Consider the following 23135-nt stretch of genomic DNA (forward strand, 5'->3'; position numbering starts at 1 on the left):
TTATGTGAATAGTTTCCTATTTAATAAATTTCAATTGGGCTTGAAATCTTAGAAAGTGTTATTTTCGACTACGGCCGTGCTGCCATTAACTAAAACAATCGGCTTTTTAATATCTATAAAATTGTTGCCAATGATATTAATATTTTTGCTATTGTTGTCGACATAGATGCTCATTCTTCTTTCTGATTCACCTTTCACTAATATTTTATTATTCCGAATCAGCGTATTATCTGCTTGGTGTAAAACGATAGCTGCTTTCTGGATGCGGTTGGTTTGAATAATTCTATAAATCTCCACCGGATTATAAATTCCTTCCATGAATTTATCAAAGGTAATTGGTCTAATTTTAGAAAAGGGTCTATTATTAAGAATAATAGTATTACCTTCAATCAAGCCGTTCGGTCCCGCCATCATTATTGCTGCTTGACCATTACTTTCGATAATACAATTCCGTATTGTGTTTCCGTCTCCTTCTAAGATGACTCCGGTATTATCAGTAATAATGCGAAGATTTTCCAATATAAAACCCGTCTTCTCGTAGTGAGGTGGTCCTTCAGGTGCCGAGGTATCAATAAAATTCATCTTCCATCGATCTACAAGCGCAACCCCGACCCCAAGTCCTCGCAAATCTATAACCCCATTTTTTATGGTTATCCGTGTTGTTTGCTGAGAAAAATCGAAATTTTTATGTTCTCGATCAAACGTGGTTTTATTAGATTGTGTGAATGCTACAATCCCGCTTGAATGTCCATCGCTGTGTAGTATGTGATTCATTAAGTCAATCGTGACATTTCCCCCTCGGATCTGCACTAAATTACGATAAGGAGCGGGTACACAGTGACCTGCCTCGCAGAATCGACGTTGCCAAAAGTTTTTTATGACGCAATGAACCCCAGGATTGCTAACTGCAGCCTCTTGGTAAATTTCATTATCTGGATGGAGCTCAAAGCAATCTTCAGTATATACCACTGGGAGTTTAGGTGCGGTTAGGTTGACTTCTGTATCTTGGGATTTTGAGAAGAATAAAAACATTGGAACTGCAAGAAAAGCAAGAAAATATCGTGGCCTGATGAGCGTGCCGAAAATTTTTTTTAACTTGCTCATTTTTTTTCCGGCAATGGCGCCGTTCCTTTCGGTAAAATTGTCCCGACATAATTTTCGGGGTTTAGAGTGGCTAATGATCTCTCTCGTATTTCAGCTGCTTTCTTTGAGTCATATCCATGTTTTCCAGAGCCAAATGACATATCTATCCCGCCATATCCTAAAGTGATTAAGCCTGTGCTCAAAATAGCTATCTTTTCTTGAAGTTTTCCTTGTTCGATATCCGTGTCACTAGCCTCAAACTTATTAAAATCTTTAAGAATTTTTTCAATTCCCGGAAATTTTGTCGATTTTGTGCCATATGTTGTTCTAAAAGTTAACGCTGAAAATACTTCTTTTTCCATCTCTAGTGTTCTCGCTTCGTTAGTTCCCCAATATCCGAGCCCAGGCATCAAAGAAAAGTGATTGTACGTAAAGTCAGGATTTTTTCCGTCAATCGCATGGCCTGCACCTAACCCAGCAGTTTGCGAGGTATAAGGTTCATTTTGTTGGTCTCGATGTGCAAAAGTATCTTCTAAGCTGTGCAGATATTCCCCGAATAACTGATCGCTCGATTCGCACGTCGCATTTATGTCACTTTTTGAAAAAATCGATGCCGTGAGTAATCGACCTAGTTGGGGGCTAGAAGGATTTTTTATGCGGTTGATAATGTATTCTTCAGTATCAGAACCAAAAAGTGAATGGTATAGTTTTTGAACTACAGTGCGGGGAGGGTCGTACGTCGCCTGGACGAAGTGATAACGATCTAGGGCCGCCTGGTTATGTGCCATGCTGGAAGGATTTAACCCGTCGGGCGTTGGTGATGTAATCGAATTATCATCAATGTATTGTGTCGCCAAAGCTATTATCCGCGCTCGTTCTTGATCTACTCCGGCCGTGATCGCCAAAAAGAAAGTCATGTAATAATGTACATCGATCTGATAAAGTCCAAGTGGGTCGATATTCATCAGGGGATTGTTTGAGACGTAAATATATGGGCTGACGTGCCCGCCTGAAGTAATAGGATCTGGCGCAGTATATCGACCAATTTCCGGATCGTAGTCTCGGAGGTAGTTGTAGTTGAGATTTGTTTGATCATCAAAAAATTGTCCGGGGAGCCTCAAATTCATCTTGAAATTCGTGCCTGTTGTCTTGCTAAGCGCTGCATATCTAACCTGCGTTTTTCCGAATGCTGTGGTGTCCCCCTGCCAGACTGTCTTCCGACTCGAATCTATTACCAGTTGAGGCGTGCCTAAATGGTCTGTGATTATTGAGTAGATTACACCTACGAAATCAGTAGTATTTTTTCCTAATTTAAAAGAGAAAAAGTTCAAGAGCTTGCGCACAATAGACCGATTAGGCACCATTTCAATTTTTGCCACCGGCTTTCCATAAAGATAAATATAATGGTCTGTAATGTGTCCTTCGTCATCTGTTTCTGCAGCGAGCCTTTGGTCGCGATATAGGCTGTAGGAAGTATAGGGTCGAAATTCAGGCGAGTTGGTATTCTTTGCAATGCCAGTTTTATGTGGCGGATAATTTGTTCGGGCAATGCGCTCGCCTTTAATATCATAGAAATATAGCGAATTGAGTTGCTCGTTGTGATATACGGCAATTGGTCGCTTACTAATGTTGTAGACGATGCGCTGAGCGTCCTCTTCGAAATTCTTCCAACGTAGTTGTGTAAGGTGTATTCCGGTGGGGTGGTAAAACCAAGCACTGTTCAGCGTTGGAATATTATCGATTTTTTTGCGCTGTGTTTCGTTATCGGATTGGCGATCAAAAATTCTAGCACTGTCTAAAAGTGCATTTTGGGTAACGGCAAGAAGTCGGTTGGAGCCTGATGCGTAATGAAAAGAGAAATTTTTTGCGGTAGGTAATTCTGCATCTGCTGTTATCTTTTTCATACGAATGCTATCGAATATTTCAGCAGTTCTATTGCCATTTTTGTCGTACTGAAACCTAGTCTTGGATTCGCCATGCATAGATGTGGTAGTTATTCGGTTCATCGCGTCGTATTCATATAGATCAGAATAATTTTCAACATCATTTATGGAATTTGCAGAAGATATTCGATCAATCTTTACTATCCTGCCCCCATTGTCGTAAGAGTTACTTTGCTCGTACAAGGGCTGAGTAGTTGAGTCAGATTTAAAAATCCATGTGTCAACATATTGCCACCAACTTCTGACAATATCAGAGGAGTATTGCAATTTTTTAATACGGCCATTATGGTCTAGGCTAATTTTATGCCGTATTCCATTCCCCATCGTGTAGCCGCGTAATCCGCCTACGATTGAATTTTCTATGTTCGAGATGACGATTCTTTCATCGAATAGAATTGCTTCAAGCTGAACTGGCTGGCCGGAGTGGGTAACGCTATTTTCAAAGGGTCCATAGCGATATGTCAAACGATGACCGTCAGGCAGGATTTGAGAGATCAAACGACCATCGATATCGTAAGTATTTTTGGTAACAAAATTGAAGCCACCTGCCTTCGTTTTTGTATTTGCATTCGTATTTGGGTTGACGTTAGCGAGCCATTGCGTTTCCTTCGTAACACGTCCTAAGGCATCGCGCTCATAAACGACGCGTTCTGTAACATGCTCTTGCATACCATCGCGAGTGCTGGTCATCGCCACCAGCTGACTCCCCTGATATCGAAATTGCACCAAGTTTTGCTGTTTTCCTGTGCCGACAGCAATCAGACGATCCGCATGGTCGAATGTGTAGCGCGTCGCAACGAGCGTCTCGTCGATGCTGGCAATGACGTGACCTGCCGCGTCGTGGCGAAACAGCTTGGCCCCCTGGTCGGGATCCGCCTCCAGGACTTTCTGACCGAAGTCGTCGTAGACGCGTTTGGTCTTCACGCCATTCGGAGCGGTAATCGTTGTCGCGTGACCTGCAGTGTCGTAGAGCATATGGATGCTTGCGGCGTCCCGAGTACCGTCAGCATCGGTACGTTGGGAGAGCTGGCCATCGGCTCCATAGCTGAACGTTTTTGCGATACCAAGCGCATTCGTGATGGCGGCGATTTGACCGGTATCGGTATAGCGATAATGCGCAGACACGCCAAGAGCATCGCAAATCCGCGTCAGACGGCTTGGCTTGTCAATTGGCCGATCATAGAAAAAGTTCGTGATGGGCAGTTTGTCAGACATCGGCGTCGCCGCATCCAAAAATCGGGCCACATTTTGCACACGGTCTTCGGTGTCTTGTGCTGTGAGAATACCGCTGCCATCGGGAAGAATTGTTCTTGTCAGCCTGCCGGCCTGGTCGTACTGAAACGTTGTGCGCAGTTTGCCTGGCGCCGTGATGGCGCTGATTTGGCCTGTGGCAGTGTAGTCAAACTCCATCTGACGCCGCAGTGCGCCAGCGCTCAGATCGATACGCAGCGGCGCGCCGCGCCAGTTATTGGTCACCGTCGCAACTTGTACTACGCCACCGTCGTTAGTGCGAATCTTGACCGGGCGCTGTGCCTGGTCGCGCTCAAGCACTTCGGTGATGAATTTACCGGGGGCGATAATACGCGTCACAATACCGGCACTGCGCATCGCCGGGGCGTATTCGGCGATGCCGCTCGGATGCAATTGCGGCGTCGGTGGTACCCACGAATTGTCGTGGTTGTCATACTCGATGACCGTGATGTCCGAGTCAGCTGGCGTGTTCGTTTTGCCGTTCGGTAGCGGCCCGTCGATCTCTGTAAGCAGGCTCCGGTCGTTGATTTGACTGTAGCGATACCCCACAGTGCGTTCGATTCGGCCAGCAGCCTGCGAGCCATCAAGGTTGGGGACCCATCCCGTTTCCGTCACACTGAGTGGTTGTCCGGCAGCGTTGTAGGCTATGCGTGTGAGAACTTCCTTCCCGGGCACCACACTTGGACGGGCGATGACGTTTGGAGAAAAGCTGTCACCAGCATAATCGTAGCGCGTCACCCATTGTGCCGGCGTTGGTTTTCCGCTTGAGTACGAGACTTTGCTGATGAGGGCGATACGCCCCAGCTTGTCGAAGGCAGTGCGTTGAGCGACGATGGGTTCGCCGACGTCCGATAGTTTGATCGTCTCCGTCAATTGCCCGGCTGTGTTGTAGCGGTAGCGGACATTCGTCTCGCCACAGAGTGCACAGCCCGCGCCGCGCACCTGTAGCAGCCGGTGCTCCCCCCCGATGACAGCGTGCTGGTAAATGGTTCGTTGGCCAAGGCTGTTGGTGACAATGGTTTTTCCGAACTCCGGGGTGACGAGTGTGACTTTGTCGACATTGTTCGCATGGGTGCTGAGGATAGCGCGCCCATCAATGTCGTAGCCATAGGTGGAATACCTGGTCGCAATCGGCTTTCTGCCCGCGCCCATAGTCTCCGTGCTGATTCCCGTGAGTAGCCAAGGACTGCGCGGATCTTCATGATGGTAGGTACGGCTGATCCGGCTGGTCGTGGTGCCGCGGCTGGTGAGTGCATGCGCAGGCTTGTCCGGCTCGAAACCAGTGGGGAGTTCTGCCCTGACCAACAGTGCCAGCAGGTTTCGGGTATCAATGAGGCCGCTGCCTTTGGGCGGCTTGCTGCCGTACTGATACGCAAAGCGACCAACCGGACTGTCGATAAACTGCACGCCGTGAAACTGGTTCTTTAATTGCAGGTCGCCATATACCAAGTGCAAACTGCGCCCATATGGATCGGTGACGCGTTGCAAGACATCGCGTTGGTCGTAATCGAGCGCGACGACTTCCCCGGTAAGCGCTTTGATCTTGTAGAGCTTGCCCACGCTGTTGAACAACAGTTTGCGGCCATTGGTCCAGGTCCAGATGTATTCGGTGGCACCATTCTTTTGCGGCACAAGCGTCATGGTGCCATTGGCCGGATTGCGTGTGCTGCACAGATTGGTATGTCTCGGATCGCGCTCGAAAATGATGCGGCCGCCATCCGCCTGCAGGATTTGAATCTTCCCGTACATATCGAACAGCTCGGTTTCGTAGGACAGCCGCCAGCCACGGCCCATGACACCGTTCTGGCGTCCGGGCTGGCTGTTGACGCTGTTGTAGTGTCGAATGATTTCCAGGCCGAGCACGCCGGGCAGCGCTGGCATGTCGACTTCGCGCTCGTATTTATTCCCTGTCATGACATTGATAGGGTTGCCCGCACCAGAATCCGGGCCGCCGGTGCCTCCGGTACTGGCCACGCCCGGGCAATTATTAGGCGGACCTCCTGGAGGCGCGCCGCAATCGGCCTGGGCCAAGGAGGACCCCAATATGCCGAATACAAGAATCAGCAACCCGGCGGCGAGTATTGAAAAGCCGCATCGCCGCAATGAGGTGCAGCAGCCGATTGCACGATATGGCGTTGTCACGCCTGGCGAATCTTTCATCGAGGGCCTCCTGATGGGATGCAGCACATTTCCGCGGTGGGCGTGCAATCGGCCGGCGCGCAATGGGCCGGATCGGTGAACGGGTTGCAGGCGGGCGGGTCTGAAGGGCCGGGTGGCGGATGGATATCGCAGCCGAGATTGCTGCAGTCGGGCGGGGGATTGTTGGAGATCGGCGGTGAGCCCGGATCGATCGGCGTGCCATTGTTGCCAACGCCCGGTGAAGACGTCAGAGTGCCCGGTTCGATGGCGTCCGACTGCATGTGCAAGGTCACGCTCGTGACGATGGGAATGCGACCGTCACTGACCAGCTTGGTATGAAATGCGTCGGTGTGTGGATCGAGCCACTTCAGATAGGTGGTGTAGATCTTGTTGACGAAGGGGACTTTGGGCAGATAACCCTGGGTAATGCGCAACTTGAGGATGTTCGCGTCCTGAATCGTCTGTCCCGATGTTGCGCCGACAGACTGGGTTTTGAACGCCTGGCCAGCATTGGGAATGACGCGCTTGCCACCCGAGTTCAATGCCTGTTGCAAAACAGGATCGTTCCAGTCCGCAAAGCTCTCGCTGGTCGGATTCAATAGCTCAATCTGGACGTTGCCTTCGCCACTCGCGCCAAGGTCCGCGCTTGCTTTGGCCAGCGAAGTGGCGAGCTCGGCTGGCGTCTGGCCGCCGCCGTACAGGGGGACGAGTGCGCGCAAGTAGGCATCGTGGATCGAGGACAGGCTCGCATGGGTCATGGCACCTTCGCGCGCAGCCATGAAGCCGGCGTAATTGATTTGGCCTTTGGCGAAAAACAGCATGCTGTATTGGAGAACGGTGAGTCCGAGCATCGTGATCAGCGGGCCGACGATCGTGAACTCGATCATCGACGCACCACGCTGTTCGTGATCGGCTGCCATCGCCAATCGGGGGTATGGGTGCTGACGGCCCCAATGCGGATGATGCAACTGGTCCCCCTCGGCAATGCCCAGAGCATCAATTGCACCGCAGGCAAGTTCGAGTGTGTGGACCGTGCGGCCAAATCGTCGTCCCTGCGAATTGCAACCGGCATTGCCGAAGCTGGCGCGCCAGGGGCGCAGGCCGCGTACGCATTTGGTGACCACTCCACCAATGTCGAGATAGACGACATCGATAGGGCAGCGCATGAATGCGCTATGCACACTGGGGCAGGGCGTCAACAGCACACCCTGGCAGGGCTGCAATGCGTCCCTGAACATCAAGCCGGCGAAGCGCGTCAGGAAAGTAGCGGCCAGCCTGACCTTGAGCAGATGCGCACCACGCGCCGTGACCAGCGTACAGTTGACGGTGTCAGTCTTGCGCATGACAGACTCCTATAAACCCGACTGCATGAACTGGATGACGATCGGAAAGAACAGGACAATAAAGGTGCACGGGAAGATGAACGCAATGAGCGGAAACAGCAGCTTGACGGGCGCTTCGATCGCCAGCTTCTCCGCACGCAGGAAGCGCTCGGAGCGACGCTGATCGGCCTGCGCACGCAAGACTGGCCCCAGGTTCATGCCCAGGCGCTCAGCCTGAATCATCGCTGTGACGAAGTTGCTGACACTTGCCTCCTGAACGCTGTCACTCATCGCCCGCAATGCATCGGCCCGCGCCTTTCCATTGCGGATGTCGCGCAGAACGCGCTGCAGTTCCTGCTGCAGGACGCCCTTTGGGCCTTTGTCGACCGCTTGGTTCAGTGCGCCTTGCAGATTGAGTCCCGCTTCGACGCACAGCGTGATGAGATCAAGATAAAACGGCAGTGTCTTTTGCAGCATGCGCTTGCGCTCGGCGGTCCGGTCCTTGAGCCAGATGGCCGGATACGCCCAGCCGCACAGAGTGCCGACGAGGGCGGCTTCGGCGTAGCCTCCTGCCTTGAAGCTGCTACTGGTGCCAAGCGGGGCGAAGGAAGCGAGTATCCAACATGCACCGGCAGCAACCATCGTGCCGCACAGCAGGCGCGCGGCCAGGAACTGGGCCGGAGCAATGGAGTAGGCCAGTCCTGCCTTGCGTAGCCGGATCGTGAGCGATGCGGTCGCTCCAGCGGACAAGAGAGGCCGAATGACGTGGCTGCACCACTGGATCGGCCACCACATCAGCCTGAATCCAAGTGGTGGTGTGTCCATGTACCGGCGGTCCTGCGGTGGTATTGCTGCGACGGCTTTCCCGAGCAGCATCGCCATCAGCGCAACCGATACACCAGCACATGCGGGGATCATGGCGATGACGAGGCCTGTTTCGGATAGCATTGCGCACCCCTTGCATCAAACGTCGATGGCGACGATCCGCCGGATGACATAAATGCCAAGTGATTCCATGCAGGCGATGACGGCGAGCGCTCCCCAACCCATCCGCGTATGCCACATCACGCTCATCGCTTCCGGCTCCATCTGGTTCAGCACGGCCATGAGCGTCAAGGGCAGAAAGCCGACGACCCATGCCTGCAGTTTCCCTTGTGACGTCAGTGCGCGAATCTTGCCTTCGATCTGGAGACGGCTCCGAACCGTGTTGGCTGTACGTTCCAGCATTTCAGCAAGACCGCCACCCGTTTCGGATGCGATTCGCATCGCCGAAACCGTCAGGATCGTGGTTTGGGTCGGCACGCGTCGCACAAGGCCATTCAGGCTTTGCTCCAAGGTCAGGCCCAGACGCTGTTCGCGCAGCAGCAACGTGAATTCCTGCCCGAGTGGCGCCGGTGCCTCAACCACCAGTTGCGCAAGGGCAGTGCTCAGGCTCAGGCCCGCACGGAGGGCGCCAGCCAGCATCATGAGCGCGTCGGGCAACTGCTCCTCGAATTTGCGTTGCCGCCGTTGACGCAGCCACGCATACAGTAGCCTCGGCAGCAGCGCCAGACCGAAGAAAACGGGAAGGCCAGCCAGTACGTTGCCAGTGATTAGCACCGCTGTGATGGCGCCAAGCGTCATCATGGCGACGTGAAGGATGAAGAGTTTTGCCGGATCGATGAAAAGGAAAAATTCACGCGCTTGAAAATGTGTGCGCTCGGTAAACTCTGCGCGGTAACGCGCCATGGCGGTCATGCCCATATCAATGATGAACCAGGCAAGCATGGCAGCGGCAACGGCCGCAAACAACATCACGACCACCAGCATGTTGGCCGCTTTCATTGGCCGCTCCCGCGCGCGAATCCGCCCGTACCCGGATCGCTGCCCGACCCAGCGGCGCTGTTGCCCGCCGGTTGCCCATCACTTTTGAAAATCTCGAGATCGAGCGCATGGCCAGACGCGCGCAATGCCTCGTAGAAATTGGGCGGAATATCGCAGCCCGTAAAATAGCCACGCACCTTCATGCCATCCGGCCCTTGCGCATATCCGAGGTTCACGAAGCGAAACAATTCCTGCAACTGAAGTTTGCCGCTTTCCATGCCCGTGACCTCGGTGATGCTGGTGACGACACGTGTTCCACACGTAAAGCGCGTCTGCTGCACGATCATGTGAATCGCCGAAGCAATCTGATCACGGATGGCGGACAGGGGCAAATCCATGCCGGCCATCAGCACCATCGTTTCCAGACGCGCCAGGCCATCGCGTGGGGTATTTGCATGCAGCGTGGTCAACGAACCGTCGTGGCCGGTATTCATGGCCTGCAGCATGTCGAGCGCCTCGCCGCCGCGGCATTCGCCGATCACGATCCTGTCTGGCCGCATGCGCAATGTGTTTTTGACGAGTTCGCGAATGGAGACCGCGCCTTTACCCTCAACATTTGAGGGGCGCGATTCAAGACTGATCCAATGCTCGTGGTGCAACTGCAGCTCGGCGGAGTCTTCCACCGTAATGATGCGTTCGCCCGCAGGAATGAAGTTCGAAAGGATGTTCAGCAGCGTCGTTTTACCCGAACCGGTGCCGCCCGAAACGACGATGTTCTTGCGTGCCGTGACACACACTTCCAGGAACGTTGCCATCGCCGGGCTGATCGCGCCCAGCGTGACAAGGTTGTCCACCGTCATTTTGTATTTGGCAAATTTACGAATGGTCAGTGCAGCGCCCTTGAGCGCCAAAGGTGCAATGATGGCATTGACGCGCGAGCCATCCTTGAGTCGTGCGTCGACCATTGGCGAAGCTTCGTCGATGCGACGTCCAAGTGGCGCGACAATCCGTTCGATGACGCCCAGCACCGCCCGGTCACTGGTAAAGGTCAGCGGGTGCTTTTGAATGCGACCACCGCGCTCGACATAAATTTTGTCGAACTGACAGACCATGATTTCGGTGACGCTCGCATCGTCCAGCAAGTCTTCGAGCGGGCCGAGACCGACTGCTTCGTCGAGCACCTGCCTGGCCAGCAGTACGCGGTCGAGCTCGGGAGGAATTGTCGCTTCCTGGTCCAGCATGATGTCGGCGATGATACGACCTGTTTCGGTACGCAGCTGGGCATCGTTCATGGTCGATACGTCGTGACGGCGCAAATCCATTGTTTCCAGCAACATCGTATGCAGGCGCTTGCGCCACGCGAATTCGTCATGCCTCTGCTTTGCTTGCGGCGCCAGAACGACAGCGTAAGCGTTGGATTTGATCGATGCCGGATCTGGTGCCTGCACAAATCCCGGTGCTGACGTTTGCGACGAGGCCGTCGCCGTTTTTGTGGCGTCCCTGGCATCGCGAGCGTCCTGTGCTTGCCACACTTGTTGTTGCGCCTTGGTGGCTGCGACCCGCGACGCCTGTATTTCTTCCGCTGCGCGCAGGTTGCGCACCGGGGCGCTCGTCGAGCGCGAGTGTGCCGCTGCCGCCTGCACCGCGGGCGGTGCATCGGGGTGCAGCATCACGCGCAGCTTGAACGGCCCGATGGCGATCACGTCAGTGTCGCGCAGTGGCCCGTGAGGACTCGTGATCCGCAACCCGTTTACGGTTACACCGATAAACGTCCCCATATCCTCGAGCAGAACACCGGATGGCGTCCGGACCAGCCGTGCATGGTCCTTGCTGACGCGCCAGCTGTCGAGAACGACATCATTTGTCGACCGGCTGCCGACCATCGATTCGTCTGGCACATTGAGTTGCCGGGCATGGCCATCGGCGTTCGTGATTTCGATCTGGAACATGGCGCTACCTAGTGGGATCGAACAAGCGGTACCGGCCGGGTTGTTTGCCCTGACGGCGTCTGGTTGACCTTGCCTGCGTCACGGCCAGGCTGCAGCGGATCGGTCAGGAAAGGTGGCGCACCAAGTTGCTGCTCGAGCCGTTCGCCGGCACGTCTGGTTCGGTCGACCAGGCCGGGACTGTGGCTGTCGACAATGGTTGGCGTGACAAAGACCACCAATTCGGTTTCTTTGTTCTGAAAGCGCTTGGAGCGAAACAGCGCGCCCAGGACGGGAAGGTTGCCGAGGAAAGGAACCTTGTCGATGTCGGTGCTGGTATTGCGTTGCAAGAGCCCCGAGAGCACGATGGTTTCACCCTGATGAACATTGAACTCGGTTTTCGTGCGTCGCGTCAGCAAGCCTGGACCACCGGAGGTCGTGAACGACGCATCAATCGAGCTCACTTCGGATTCGATGATCGCCCGCACAATGCCGTTGCGGCCGACACGTGGTTCGATATCAAGCTTGATGCCGTACTGTTTGAATTGCACCGTCACGCCGTTGACGGTGGCGATCGAGTAGGGCACCTCGCCACCTGCCAGGAAACTAGCCTTGTAGCCACTTCGTGTGGAGAGTTGAGGTTCTGCCAGGATGCTGGCGGTGCCGTTCTGTTCGAGTGCATTGAGCTGCGCATTGAGGCCCAGATTGAGCGCGCTCAGCACCGTGAGGCTCGATGGCGACAGATTGCCGGCATTGTCGCCTGCCGAGATTGGTGGCGTGCCACCGCCGGTCGTGATCGACAGGCCTTTCTGATCGCCACGACGCAGAGGAGCCCAGATGCTGCCAATGGCGGCACCGCCCACTGCACCCCACTTCAAACCCAATTCACGAAGCTCGGTACGGGGAAATTCGACCACCTTCACATCCATCATCACCATTTGTTCCCAGCCTATGGGGCTAGTAAAGTTGATGATTTGTGGATACCGCTTTGCCAGTTCGGCGACCTTGTCCCGGTCGGCGTCCGACAATTCGTCACCTTCGACAATCACCTTGTCGCCGACGACACTCGTTGTCGCGTTCGGAATCGTCGACAGGAAGGTGGCAACCTCCCGCGCAACGCGGCTGACGTCGCCCAATACCACGTTGACCTTGATGCGTTGGTAGCGACCATCCTTGTTCCACACGAACAGGGATGATGTGCCTGCACCGTTGGCGAAGATGATCGTGTCTTTATCGTCCAGTGCGCTCGCGGTAATGACCTGTGCGTTACCCACGGCGATGCGCGCCACGTCTGGTGTGGGAAACACGCGTGATTCACCGACAAACAGCTCTATTTCGGCAACCTGTTCCGGCTCAGCGGATTTGGCAATCGGCGCGTATGGCGCGACCGCCATGGTGCCTGCGCGGCATTGGCCGGTTGCACTGGCGACGCATCCCGCGAACACCACCAGGCACACGAACGTGAGACGACGCGGAAAATCGATCCTGCTGTTTTTCATGGCTGGCTCACCGTATGGAAGAACGCATTGCGCGCGGGTCATAGCCGACCGAGCGCGAGTACAGCGCTATTGGGACAGGGTGCTCGCTGCGAGTGGGTCAGTGGAACCGGGCAGGATTGGCGGCGCAATGAAGGATGCGGACTGATTCGGTGTGACCGCCGCGTGGCGGTAGCGCCCGAGCTTTAGTGCTTCTGGTGGGAACTTGTTGCCACTACCGCCGTACAACACCGGGACGCCATCATCGCGTGCCATGTGCTGGCCAGCAGCCTGGGGACCGAACCAGGTGACAAGGTCGATACCCTCTCTGGCACCGCCGGCGTCGTCACCGGGGCTGCGCAGCAATGCTGTCAGCTTCCCGGTTTCGCGGGCCAGAATGATGTTTTTGGCTTCGTTCGGGGTGGTGTTGAGGGTCACGGTCGCAAACTGAACGACTTCGCCTCCACGAGGATCGTCGACGGACCGTTTACCAGTGGCCATGACCATCACACGTTGGAGGAGGGGAAGAATAATCTTTTTGCCGTTCTGGTCTGTGGTGAAGATCAAATCGATCAAATCACCCGGTTCGAGCATCCCGGAAATGGAGTTGATTTCGTCAACCATGACCGTAATGGCCCGCTGGCCATGGTCCAGCCGGGCCGAGAAGGTTGCTGGTCGTCTGCTCAGCAACTGGCTAGATAAAAGCATCTCCCCTGGCTTCAGGTCGTAATTGCTTACTCTGCCTGCCACGTTGAGAACGTCCTGGGGTGCGACTGCGTCGGAGTGGGCGAATTCTGTGGGTATCTTGCGAATGGCGAGATCATCCACGGCGACAACACTTCCTTTTGTAATGAGGGATTTGGCAACCAGCAGTTCGACGGTTTCGACCTTTCCGCGTGACTCGATCGATTCTATTTTCTTGCTGAGGTAACTGCGCGTGGTTAGTGCCGCAGCAATACCAATCACCAGCGCGATGCCCAGAACTGCCCAGGTCTTGCCGATTTTCGGTATTTTGGGGAGAGTCAGTCTCATCGCTTAGCCCGGGAGAGATATTGAGTAGCTGAAGTTGTGATAGGCCGTCTTGAATGCATCGAGCAACTGCCAGAGAACGCTCTGATCATTCGACATGCCAATGCCCAGCGCCAGCGCAAGTGCACCGCAAACGACGAGATACTCCATGCTGGACTGGCCATGCTGCGCAACGGTCCAGAGATGTTTATGTCGGTTCATCGTGTTGGTTTTGAAGAAGTGATGGTGTTCAGGACAACTGCTGTCCTGCCTTGGTTGTCCCGGGCTATGACGGCAACTGCTTCGCTGTCCGCCTTTTTGAAAAAAAGTAAGTTGGCTTCACGCGATGCTGTGGCTCGACCCACCCCGGGATGAATGGGCGACCTGGTTTCACGCTCCAGAATGAAGCCATCAATGCGGAGCATGCTTTTAATGGATTCGGTACTGAGTCCGAGGCTGTGCGTATTGGTGAGAACAACATGCTCGATGCGACGTCGGGCGTCGTTCGATGTGGTGCGGCTGAGAATATGGAAACCTGCAGCAAGCCTGGACAGCAGTCGTTGGTCTGCATCGCGGGATGCTGTCGCGCTGTTTATTGCGGCGCTCAGTTCGGTTACCGCGATCACGCCACGTGTACCTGTCCCATCAGGTTCGAAGTGGACCGTCGCGTAGTGTGTGCCAAGCGAGCGTCCAAGGATGCGCCTCGTACCGGCCGTGTTATCGACCAGCGGTTGCCCGAGACTCTGCCGGAACAGGGCAGCGACCCTGGCAGGTGTGGCTAGGGAGGTAAAGCCACGCATTTGAAGGGGCGTCCCGTTGGCGTTGACTGGCCCACCCTGGTCGGTCAGGTTGATACCTTCTGGGATAACGATCTGCGGCCACACCGACTGGGCGATCGTCGCTTCAACTGGCATAATCAGCAATGCGCCGATGAGCAGGCTGCGGCGGCGCCATCCGGAAGACGATCCGCGCAACACCGTAGTCGAAGCTGCCATGCCTGCCATGATTGCGCACCCTTTGCTGAGTTTCAGTGTTCGGGAATCGCTGACTAGTTCCAATTGGAATCTTTTCAGCAAGCAGCACACTTGACCTCGCACAACAGAACGCACAATGGCGGCTCGCTGGGTGCATCACTACGGCCGCATGTGGTATCCGCGAGTCACTTCAGCCGGTCAGGCGGAACAATATCGCGCCAGAAGTCGAGTTGCCCCAACTGAGGTTTGTCGATATGCCCGCCCTCAACCAGGGACACGGATGCACCGACGACCGAGGAAACGGCGCGCAATTTCGTGGCGGGAACGAGCATGGGATGATCGATGCGGGATTCCACTTGCTCCGCATCCCTGGCGGTCCATCCATCCACGACAAGGCTGGTGTGACGAGTGACGGACAGGTTGATCTTGTCCAGCGGCGTATAAGCCTTGAGACCGGCTGGCACGTTAGCCAACGTGATGCTGACATTGCCGGTATAAATGCCGCGTGCGCGTAGCCCAAGCCAGTCAGCGGTCTTCGGTTGATTGAATGGCTTGCCGTCGTCGGTGGCGCTGAAGGCGTCATTCTGGGTCGCACCACCGCCATCGCCATCGCCATCGCCTGCGCCGAATCCGACTGCAACATCCTTGTCGAAGTTGGCGATCAGCGGCGCGCCGGTCGGCCCGCGCCAGAACATGTTCTGGTGCGCAGTGAAATTGCCAGCGACATCACCTGTCTTCACCGGAGCATCGGGGTTGCTGAAAAATCGGCGTCTGACTTCCTCGTTCAATTGCGCGGGCGTCTTCCAGGTACTCTGCTCGTCATTGCGGGTGGTCGCTTCGAATGCCACATAACGGCTTGCCATCTGCACCGCGTATGAAACGTCTTGGTATTTTGCAATCAGGGGGATCAGCAGAATAAGTGGAATCAGTGCAAGCGCAACAACGAGAAACTCGGTGAGCGCCTGACCGTACTGACGGTAATGCTGTGCTTGATGTGGCAGGCAACGCTGACAAAAACCACTACTTTTGCGGCGAACGCTTGATCTACGCTGTGTCATTTGCGCGGCATCCTGCTGGTGATCGTAAATCCAGCATTCAGGTAGGGTGCGAAGACGGCGCTATGGACCATCGTGTCGAGCCTTGCTTCGACAGCATGCGCTTGGATGCCGCCGACCGACGTTGTTTCCAACGTCATGTTCGACTGATGATGTTCGCCATTGGCATGCCATGCGGTGAACGAGCCACCCAGAGAAAGGCAGTCCTTTCCTTGCGTGGTCAAGGGATTGTCCCAGACCTCGCACTCGAGCCCGAGAATCATCTTGCGTTCACGCTTGACCGACAGCGGATGCTGGCGCATCACTGCCGCAAGCGCCACGAGTCCCGGGTTGTCGGGAGACTTGCGGATCGCTTCGTCGATCTCTGCCACGCTTGCCGCTGGAACGCGTACGCGGGCACGCGCCGTTGCGTGAGCTCGCGCATCGCAGACGCCAGTGGCGGTCTTCTTGCGCAAGTCGATGATGCATGTGCCCATGGTAGAGCTGAGCTCGGCTGTCTCCTCTGCGGTTTCGCGCAGGCTGCAGTCGTGCTCCAAAAGGTCATAGGTCAGGCCGGACTGATAGGTGATGGTCCTGTTCGCAGATGTGTAGAGGTCGGTTCTAAGGCTCAGCAAGTAGTCAGGCCAGGCGCGGGGTAGATTTACTGGCCTGCCAGTTTCATGATGTTCACGAATGCATTGTTGCGTCTGCGCCTTCAGTTGCGCCAAACCGGATGCGTTGCCAAGCCTTCCGTCGACGTAGCTGTCCAGGCGTGTGAAATGCACCCTGACCGTGCCGCCTTCGATGCCCACGGCTTGATGCGGCATCGGCTTCTGTGCGCGCACAAGTTCAGCCTCGGTTGTTGCCTTGGCGGGCATCGCAATGATGGCTGCACAGAGAGCCAGGAGTACGGGTGCCCGTCGGCACAACCGCCAATCAAGCACTATTTCCGCGCGCTTGGTGACATCGACTGGCTCGCTCATTGTGAACCTCCCCGTGCCATCGCCTGGTCAAGAGCTGCTGACGACGTCGGCACCAGCCGCACCTGCCAGAACGGATTGAAGAGACTTGCCAGTTCCGTCTTGCCGTCACTGCGGGGGGATGGGCGGTCAAAGAACACTTCTGACGTCGAGACTGCTGATAGAACATCCGACTTTGCTTTCCCGTCGTACAGGGCCAGTTTGCCAGTTGGTTTGATGATGGAGCGACCATCGGATGTGCGGGTTTGCGACTTGTCGCGGGTAAGTCGGATCGAGAACCTCAACGTGGGCGACGGCATCGCCAATTGGGATGCGGACAGATCGTAGAACCGGGGCACGCCGCTATATTGGACACTGCGGCCGTTGGCATCACCATCCGCACTTGCACTAGGATTGTCATTGCGCGAATTGCCGTACTCCGCGCCCGACTCATCGGGGTTGCCATGCTTCGCCTCCTGAGTGCCATAACCAAGCGCCATCTCGTCGTGTTCGCACTTGGGCAGGCCGAAGGCAGGGATATTCCAGTGCCATTCATGCAGCGATGCCGTATCCATGGCCTTCCACTCGTCAAACCCGATCAGTTCGGTACCACCACGCCGTCGGAACTCTGCCTTGAGCCCGAGGATGCACGGGAAGCTGTTCTTCGATGTCCACGAGCGATTCTTTACAAAACCGTCCAGGTCTGCGGCCTGGGTCACCGCGCTTTTAAAACGGGTTCGATCGTTTCCTGAATACAGTTCACTGAAGCCCAGGAAATCGTCCGCAAGCGGCACCTCGTCAACTCGCACCACGCCGTCCCCGAGATAATTGGCATCTGCAACGGCTTGCATGACTGCTGAACGCGCAGGAATCAATGTCGCCTTCATCAGCGCTTGTGCACTTTGGAGCGCCTGCTTCGCAGTTTCTGACAGGCCGATTGTTCCTGTGGCCGCGACGCTGACCGCGGCATCGGTGCTCTTAGCAACAGCAGAGGCCGGTCCGAAACTCAACAGGTAGCAGACCGGAATATATGTCACGAGCAATAACATAACCGGCCGGGAATAAGAGCTCTGACACATCAAAGGCGGGATGTTTTCGGTATGTGTAACAACATGGCTGCTCCAGGAAGCAATGCTCACTGCCTGGGCGATCATCACCTCGTTGGCCATGAGTGCCCGGTTCGTATATGCGTCGAAATTGAGTGCCCGGGCGTGCATGACGCCAGCGCTGTATGCAACCGCATCTGCCGTGTTGACGAGTTTGGATTTTTCCGCAGTAAGTTGACCTGTGTTGAAAAGGAAGAACAACGCAGCCAGGCCCCCAATGAGGGTGAACAAACCGTAAATCAGCGCTTGCCCACGCTGGTAGTGCAGACTCTTTATCGAAGATGCTGGCACATGATGTCTGTACATGACGCGCACACTTTCTCGAATGCTGTAACGTTTGCAGTCCGGAGGCCCGGGCCAACGTGCAGAATCTAAAAAGCCGCTGTGGATCAGCGGCTGAAATAACACTGACTACTGTTGACCGTCCTTTGCCTGGTTGCCATACGTCGACAAGGAGCCCTTGGTCGGGTCCTTGGCCTGAGTCTCGGCTTTGCCTGCTGCCGTGCCAGCTTGGGTGATTGCCGAAGATCCATCTTTACCAGCCACTTCCATGGCGACGGCAGCAGTTTGATTGCGCAAGGTAGCCCCGAATAGCTGGTAAATCGCTATGGCAGCAACAGCAATCAAGGCAACAATGACAATATATTCGGTCATGCCTTGACCGCGACTCCTGTTACCAAGTGTGATTACTTTCGGCGTCAGTTTCATACCGGACTCCATCTTCATTTGGTTAATGTTGATATAAGGAACGTGTAATTGCCTATGGATAATATAGAAGGTGGAGCTGGTGAAAATTGGCGAACATCAACCAAAGTCTGATTTCAGCCGATGCCAGCGGCGCCCCACCCAACTTTTGCGGAACGATGTGCAGAACAAAAAGGGCTACACGCCGAAGCATGTAACCCTCTAATATCACAGCAAATTCTGTGGGTGGCTGATGGGGGAACACTGACCAAAGCAACGTATCCACGCTCACTGGGCGTCAAGGCAATTGCTCCACCGGTCTGTGAGAGGGATTGTGTTACGAAAGCAATCCTCTTGCAGTGCCGCTTTTTGTCCAGATTGTTGGTGGCGAGGTCCGTATCGATGAGCGTACCCGGGCTAGCTCCAGACAAAGGCGACGTGTTCCTTGTCTTCATCGTCAATGACAAAAGCCCGAACGTACATGCGAAATTTTTCGGCGACATACACTTCGGTGCGAAAAGTCTTGAGTGCCGAGGCGTCAACATGATGTCGCCGAAGGTGGTCCGCTAATCCAGCCCGGTAAGCCTCTACACATTGTTGTACCAGTGGCGGGAGGTCGCGCGAATCTTCGCCGTCGGCAGGGATCCAACTGATGATGACCTTCTCGCCGCGTCGCTCTCTGGCCAGCTTGTACACGTCCTCAAAGACGAAGGCATCGTCCACGTAGTTCATTCCGCTCATGAAGGAGTGCGACCAGTTATGCGCCATCGAGCGGATAAGTTTGTACTTCATCTACTGTGCTCCTCGTGTGCGCCAATGCCAGCCGTTGGCGGTTCCTTCGTGCTTGTTTCAAGCGAGCACCTTGCCATTGTCAACTACCTGCCGACCAGGTTGGTAAACCAAAACTGCGTCCGCGCATGCAGACACTTCTGCCGCTTAATGTTGAGCACGTGTCCGAATGTCAGACCTGACCCCGGCTTTTTGTTCGCATCAGAACGCAAAAAGCCCAGTCCGAAGACTGGGCTTTTTACTTGCATTCTGTGGGGTGGCTGATGGGGCTCGAACCCACGACAACAGGAATCACAATCCTGGACTCTACCAACTGAGCTACAGCCACCACTGAACTACTACATCTGTCTCGTTGTTTCCGCGACAGAACAAGATTATATAAACTTTAGCCCGTGCTTGCAAATTTAATTGCATGTCGAAGCAGAGGGCGCTTGCGGTTCGGCAATGTCGACCGCGTACACGGGCGGATCGATCCCCAGCAGGCTGCGAAACGCGGCCGTCAGCGCCGCTGCACTGGCCGTTGTATAGCCCGTCAGCCCAGCTGGCAGCGCCTCCGAACCAACAGCCCGCGCCAGCCCACCAGCCACCAGCAAACGCGCCAGTTGCCGCGCCACAGCGTCCCCCGTATCCACCAGCGCCACGTCACCATGTCCAGAGCTAACCAGCAGCCGCTCGATCGCCCCACGCACCAGCGGATAGTGCGTGCAGCCAAGCACCAGCGTATCGGCATCCTGCGCCAACAGCGGCGCAATGAAGCGATCAAGCATGGCCGTCGTGACGCTCGATTCAACCTCGCCAAACTCAATCTGGTCGGCCAGGCCGACACACGGTTGCAGCAGGAAGTCGACGCCGGTATCGCCATGGATCTGGTCACGCAGTTGCAGGAACTTGGCGCCGCGCAGCGTGCGCTCGGTGGCCAGCACGCCCACCTTGCCATTGCGGGTCAAGGCGGCAGCCGGCTTCAACCCCGGCTCCACCCCCACAACCGGCATTCCCGGATGCGTCTCCCGCAGCACGCGCACGGCCGCCACGGTCGCCGTATTGCACGCCACGACGATTGCCTTCGCACCTTGCGCAATCAGAAAATCAGCAATCGCCAGCACACGCGCAATGACCAGCGCCTCCGGCTTGTCGCCATACGGCGCATAGCCGGAATCGGCGACATACAACAGGTGTTCATGCGGCAGCTGCGCCTGAATGTGGCGCAGCACCGACAGACCGCCGACGCCCGAGTCGAACATGCCGACCGGGGCGTCGTGGGAAAGCGTGGTGGAAACCATGCTGAAGGGGAGAGGTGTTATGCGACGTTGATCGGCACGCCGCGCAGCGATTCGATCTTGGCCGACCATTCCTTCGGGCCGGTCGTGTGGACCGACGTGCCGGTCGAATCGACGGCGACAGTCACTGGCATGTCGGTCACGTCGAACTCGTAGATCGCTTCCATCCCCAGGTCCGCAAAGCCGACGACGGTGGCCGACTTGATCGCTTTCGACACCAGATACGCCGAGCCGCCGACCGCCATCAGATAGGCCGACTGGTGCTTCTTGATCGACTCGATGGCGGCCGGGCCGCGCTCGGCCTTGCCGATCATCGAGATCAGGCCGGTCTGCTCGAGCATCATGTCGGTGAACTTGTCCATGCGCGTCGCGGTCGTCGGGCCAGCCGGGCCGACCACTTCGTCGCCGACCGGGTCGACTGGGCCAACGTAATAGATCACGCGGTTGGTGAAGTCCACCGGCAGCGATTCGCCCTTGGCCAGCATGTCCTGGATGCGCTTGTGCGCGGCGTCGCGGCCCGTCAGCATTTTGCCGTTGAGCAGCAGCGTCTGGCCAGGCTGCCACGAAGCCACTTCTTCCTTGGTCAGCGTGTTCAGGTCGACGCGCTTGGATTTTTGCGTGTCCGGCGTCCAGTTCACATCAGGCCAGCTCGACAGTGCAGGCGGTTCGATGTAGACCGGGCCCGAGCCGTCCAGCACGAAGTGCGCGTGGCGCGTGGCGGCGCAGTTCGGGATCATCGCCACGGGCTTGGAGGCCGCGTGGGTCGGGTACATATTGATCTTCACGTCCAGCACCGTGGTCAGGCCGCCCAGGCCCTGCGCGCCGATGCCCAGCGCATTGATTTTGTCGCACAGCTCGATGCGCAGCTCTTCGAGTTTGTTGTTCGGGCCGCGCTGGCGCAGCTCGTACATGTCGATGTCTTCCATCAGCGACTCTTTGGCCATCAGCATCGCCTTTTCGGCGGTGCCGCCGATGCCGATGCCGAGCATGCCCGGCGGGCACCAGCCCGCGCCCATCAGCGGCACGGTTTTCAGCACCCAGTCGACCAGCGAGTCAGATGGGTTGAGCATGACGAACTTGCTTTTATTTTCCGAACCGCCGCCCTTGGCCGCGACTTTCACGTCGACGGTCTCGCCCTCGACCAGCTCCATGTGGACCACGGCCGGGGTGTTGTCCTTGGTGTTCTTGCGCTCGAAATGCGGGTCGGCCACGATCGAGGCGCGCAGCTTGTTGTCGGCGAAGTTGTAGGCGCGGCGCACGCCTTCATTGACGGCGTCCGTGACGGTGCCCGTGAAACCCTCGAAGCGCACGCCCATGCCGATTTTCAGGAACACGTTGACGATGCCGGTGTCCTGGCAGATCGGGCGCTTGCCTTCGGCGCACATGCGCGAATTGGTCAGGATCTGGGCGATCGCATCCTTGGCGGCCGGGCTCTGCTCGGCCTCGTAGGCGCGCGCCAGGTGCTGGATGTAATCCGCAGGGTGGTAGTAGCTGATGTACTGCAGTGCTGCCGCGACCGATTCGATCAGGTCGTCTTGGGTAATCACGGTTGCCATGTTCGCTCTTTCAGAAGTACCAGGAATGTTCTGTTTTAAGAATGCTTGTCGTTGTGCGTGCTCATCACGATGCGGTCGGTGTAGGCAATCGCCATGGCCGAGAGCAGGAACGCGAAGTGGATCAGGGTCTGGAAGAACAGCGTCTTCACATCGTAGGACGACGCGTTGATGAAGGTCTTGAGCAGATGAATCGACGAAATGCCGATGATCGCCATTGCCAGCTTGGTCTTCAGGACCGACGCGTTCACGTGCGACAACCATTCTGGCTGGTCCGGGTGACCATCCAGATGCATGCGCGACACGAACGTCTCATAACCCCCGATGATCACCATGATCAACAGGTTCGAGATCATCACCACATCGATCAGGCCGAGCACGACCAGCATGATGATGGTTTCATTGAGCCGGGTAGGGCGCAGGGCGCCCGGAACGCTGACGGCATCGATGATGTGTTTGAGCGAGTCGGCGTTGCCCATGGCGGCGCCAATCAGGTCGACGAGTTCGACCCAGAAGTGAAAGACGTAGACGCACTGGGCCAGGATCAGGCCCAGGTAGAGCGGCAGTTGCAGCCAGCGGCTCGAGAAAATCAGTGAATTGAGGGGCGACAGCTTGCGAAAAGGCTGGTTCGGCGGCAGGGACGACATCGGGATGGAACTCCAGGAAGTGCGAGAAAATTCAGCACGGCATTTTACACCGGCGCCAGCGTTACGGTGTCGTCTGGCGCGCACTTGTCCGCTTTGCAAGCGACGGCGTTAGAATGCATCAGGCGGCACCTGCCGGTCGCCGGGGGCGGTGTGTAAGGGCTCA

The 23135-nt window shown here is 56.0% G+C and carries 18 protein-coding genes and 1 tRNA gene; all 19 read right to left on the minus strand.

Annotated elements, in window-relative coordinates; translation table 11 throughout:
• Positions 1-48 precede the first annotated feature (48 nt).
• Positions 49-1104 (minus strand): right-handed parallel beta-helix repeat-containing protein, encoded by a 1056-nt coding sequence (locus AC56LH_RS02605; protein WP_499643788.1) that lies wholly within the window; start codon positions 1102-1104, stop codon positions 49-51.
• Positions 1101-6437, minus strand: a complete 5337-nt coding sequence (locus AC56LH_RS02610; protein ID WP_499643790.1) for a DUF6765 family protein — start codon at positions 6435-6437, stop codon at positions 1101-1103. The genes AC56LH_RS02605 and AC56LH_RS02610 overlap by 4 nt, the downstream gene beginning before the upstream one ends.
• Entirely contained in the window at positions 6434-7759 is a 1326-nt protein-coding gene (locus AC56LH_RS02615) for a DUF192 domain-containing protein (RefSeq protein WP_499643792.1), read from the minus strand. The genes AC56LH_RS02610 and AC56LH_RS02615 overlap by 4 nt, the downstream gene beginning before the upstream one ends.
• A gap of 9 nt (positions 7760-7768) precedes the next feature.
• On the minus strand, positions 7769-8686 hold the full coding sequence (locus AC56LH_RS02620; protein ID WP_499643794.1) for a type II secretion system F family protein: 918 nt from the start codon (positions 8684-8686) through the stop codon (positions 7769-7771).
• Between the two features lie 15 nt (positions 8687-8701).
• Positions 8702-9562, minus strand: a complete 861-nt coding sequence (locus tag AC56LH_RS02625) for a type II secretion system F family protein (protein ID WP_499643795.1) — start codon at positions 9560-9562, stop codon at positions 8702-8704.
• Complete coding sequence (locus AC56LH_RS02630; protein ID WP_499643796.1) at positions 9559-11490, minus strand: TadA family conjugal transfer-associated ATPase; 1932 nt, start codon at positions 11488-11490, stop codon at positions 9559-9561. The genes AC56LH_RS02625 and AC56LH_RS02630 overlap by 4 nt, the downstream gene beginning before the upstream one ends.
• Positions 11491-11498: 8 nt before the next feature.
• Positions 11499-12965 (minus strand): type II and III secretion system protein family protein, encoded by a 1467-nt coding sequence (locus tag AC56LH_RS02635; protein ID WP_499643797.1) that lies wholly within the window; start codon positions 12963-12965, stop codon positions 11499-11501.
• A 66-nt stretch (positions 12966-13031) separates the two neighbouring features.
• Complete coding sequence (cpaB, locus tag AC56LH_RS02640) at positions 13032-13973, minus strand: Flp pilus assembly protein CpaB (protein WP_499643799.1); 942 nt, start codon at positions 13971-13973, stop codon at positions 13032-13034.
• Positions 13974-13976: 3 nt separating this feature from the next.
• Entirely contained in the window at positions 13977-14120 is a 144-nt protein-coding gene (locus AC56LH_RS02645; RefSeq protein ID WP_499643801.1) for a hypothetical protein, read from the minus strand.
• Between the two features lie 47 nt (positions 14121-14167).
• Complete coding sequence (locus tag AC56LH_RS02650; protein ID WP_499643803.1) at positions 14168-14944, minus strand: hypothetical protein; 777 nt, start codon at positions 14942-14944, stop codon at positions 14168-14170.
• Between the two features lie 164 nt (positions 14945-15108).
• Positions 15109-15981: a hypothetical protein gene (locus AC56LH_RS02655; protein ID WP_499643805.1), complete on the minus strand. Its 873-nt coding sequence runs from the start codon at positions 15979-15981 to the stop codon at positions 15109-15111.
• The gene (locus AC56LH_RS02660; protein WP_499643807.1) at positions 15978-16940 is read right to left on the minus strand and encodes a hypothetical protein; all 963 of its coding nucleotides are present in this window, start codon (positions 16938-16940) and stop codon (positions 15978-15980) included. Before AC56LH_RS02660 ends, AC56LH_RS02655 begins: the two co-directional genes overlap by 4 nt.
• Positions 16937-18328 carry a pilus assembly protein TadG-related protein gene (locus AC56LH_RS02665; protein ID WP_499648357.1) on the minus strand — a complete coding sequence of 464 codons (1392 nt, stop codon included), beginning with the start codon at positions 18326-18328 and terminating at the stop codon, positions 16937-16939. Before AC56LH_RS02665 ends, AC56LH_RS02660 begins: the two co-directional genes overlap by 4 nt.
• 105 nt (positions 18329-18433) lie before the next feature.
• Complete coding sequence (locus tag AC56LH_RS02670) at positions 18434-18730, minus strand: hypothetical protein (protein ID WP_499643809.1); 297 nt, start codon at positions 18728-18730, stop codon at positions 18434-18436.
• A gap of 393 nt (positions 18731-19123) precedes the next feature.
• Positions 19124-19498, minus strand: a complete 375-nt coding sequence (locus AC56LH_RS02675) for a hypothetical protein (protein ID WP_499643811.1) — start codon at positions 19496-19498, stop codon at positions 19124-19126.
• 249 nt (positions 19499-19747) lie between these two features.
• Positions 19748-19823, minus strand: a tRNA-His gene (locus tag AC56LH_RS02680).
• Positions 19824-19899: 76 nt separating this feature from the next.
• Entirely contained in the window at positions 19900-20775 is an 876-nt protein-coding gene (murI, locus tag AC56LH_RS02685) for a glutamate racemase (RefSeq protein WP_499643817.1), read from the minus strand.
• A gap of 17 nt (positions 20776-20792) precedes the next feature.
• Positions 20793-22328, minus strand: a complete 1536-nt coding sequence (locus AC56LH_RS02690; protein WP_499643826.1) for a fumarate hydratase — start codon at positions 22326-22328, stop codon at positions 20793-20795.
• 35 nt (positions 22329-22363) lie between these two features.
• On the minus strand, positions 22364-22972 hold the full coding sequence (locus tag AC56LH_RS02695) for a TIGR00645 family protein (protein ID WP_499643828.1): 609 nt from the start codon (positions 22970-22972) through the stop codon (positions 22364-22366).
• Positions 22973-23135: the final 163 nt, after the last annotated feature.

This window comes from Telluria sp. LT1R51-2 (genome assembly GCF_059685775.1).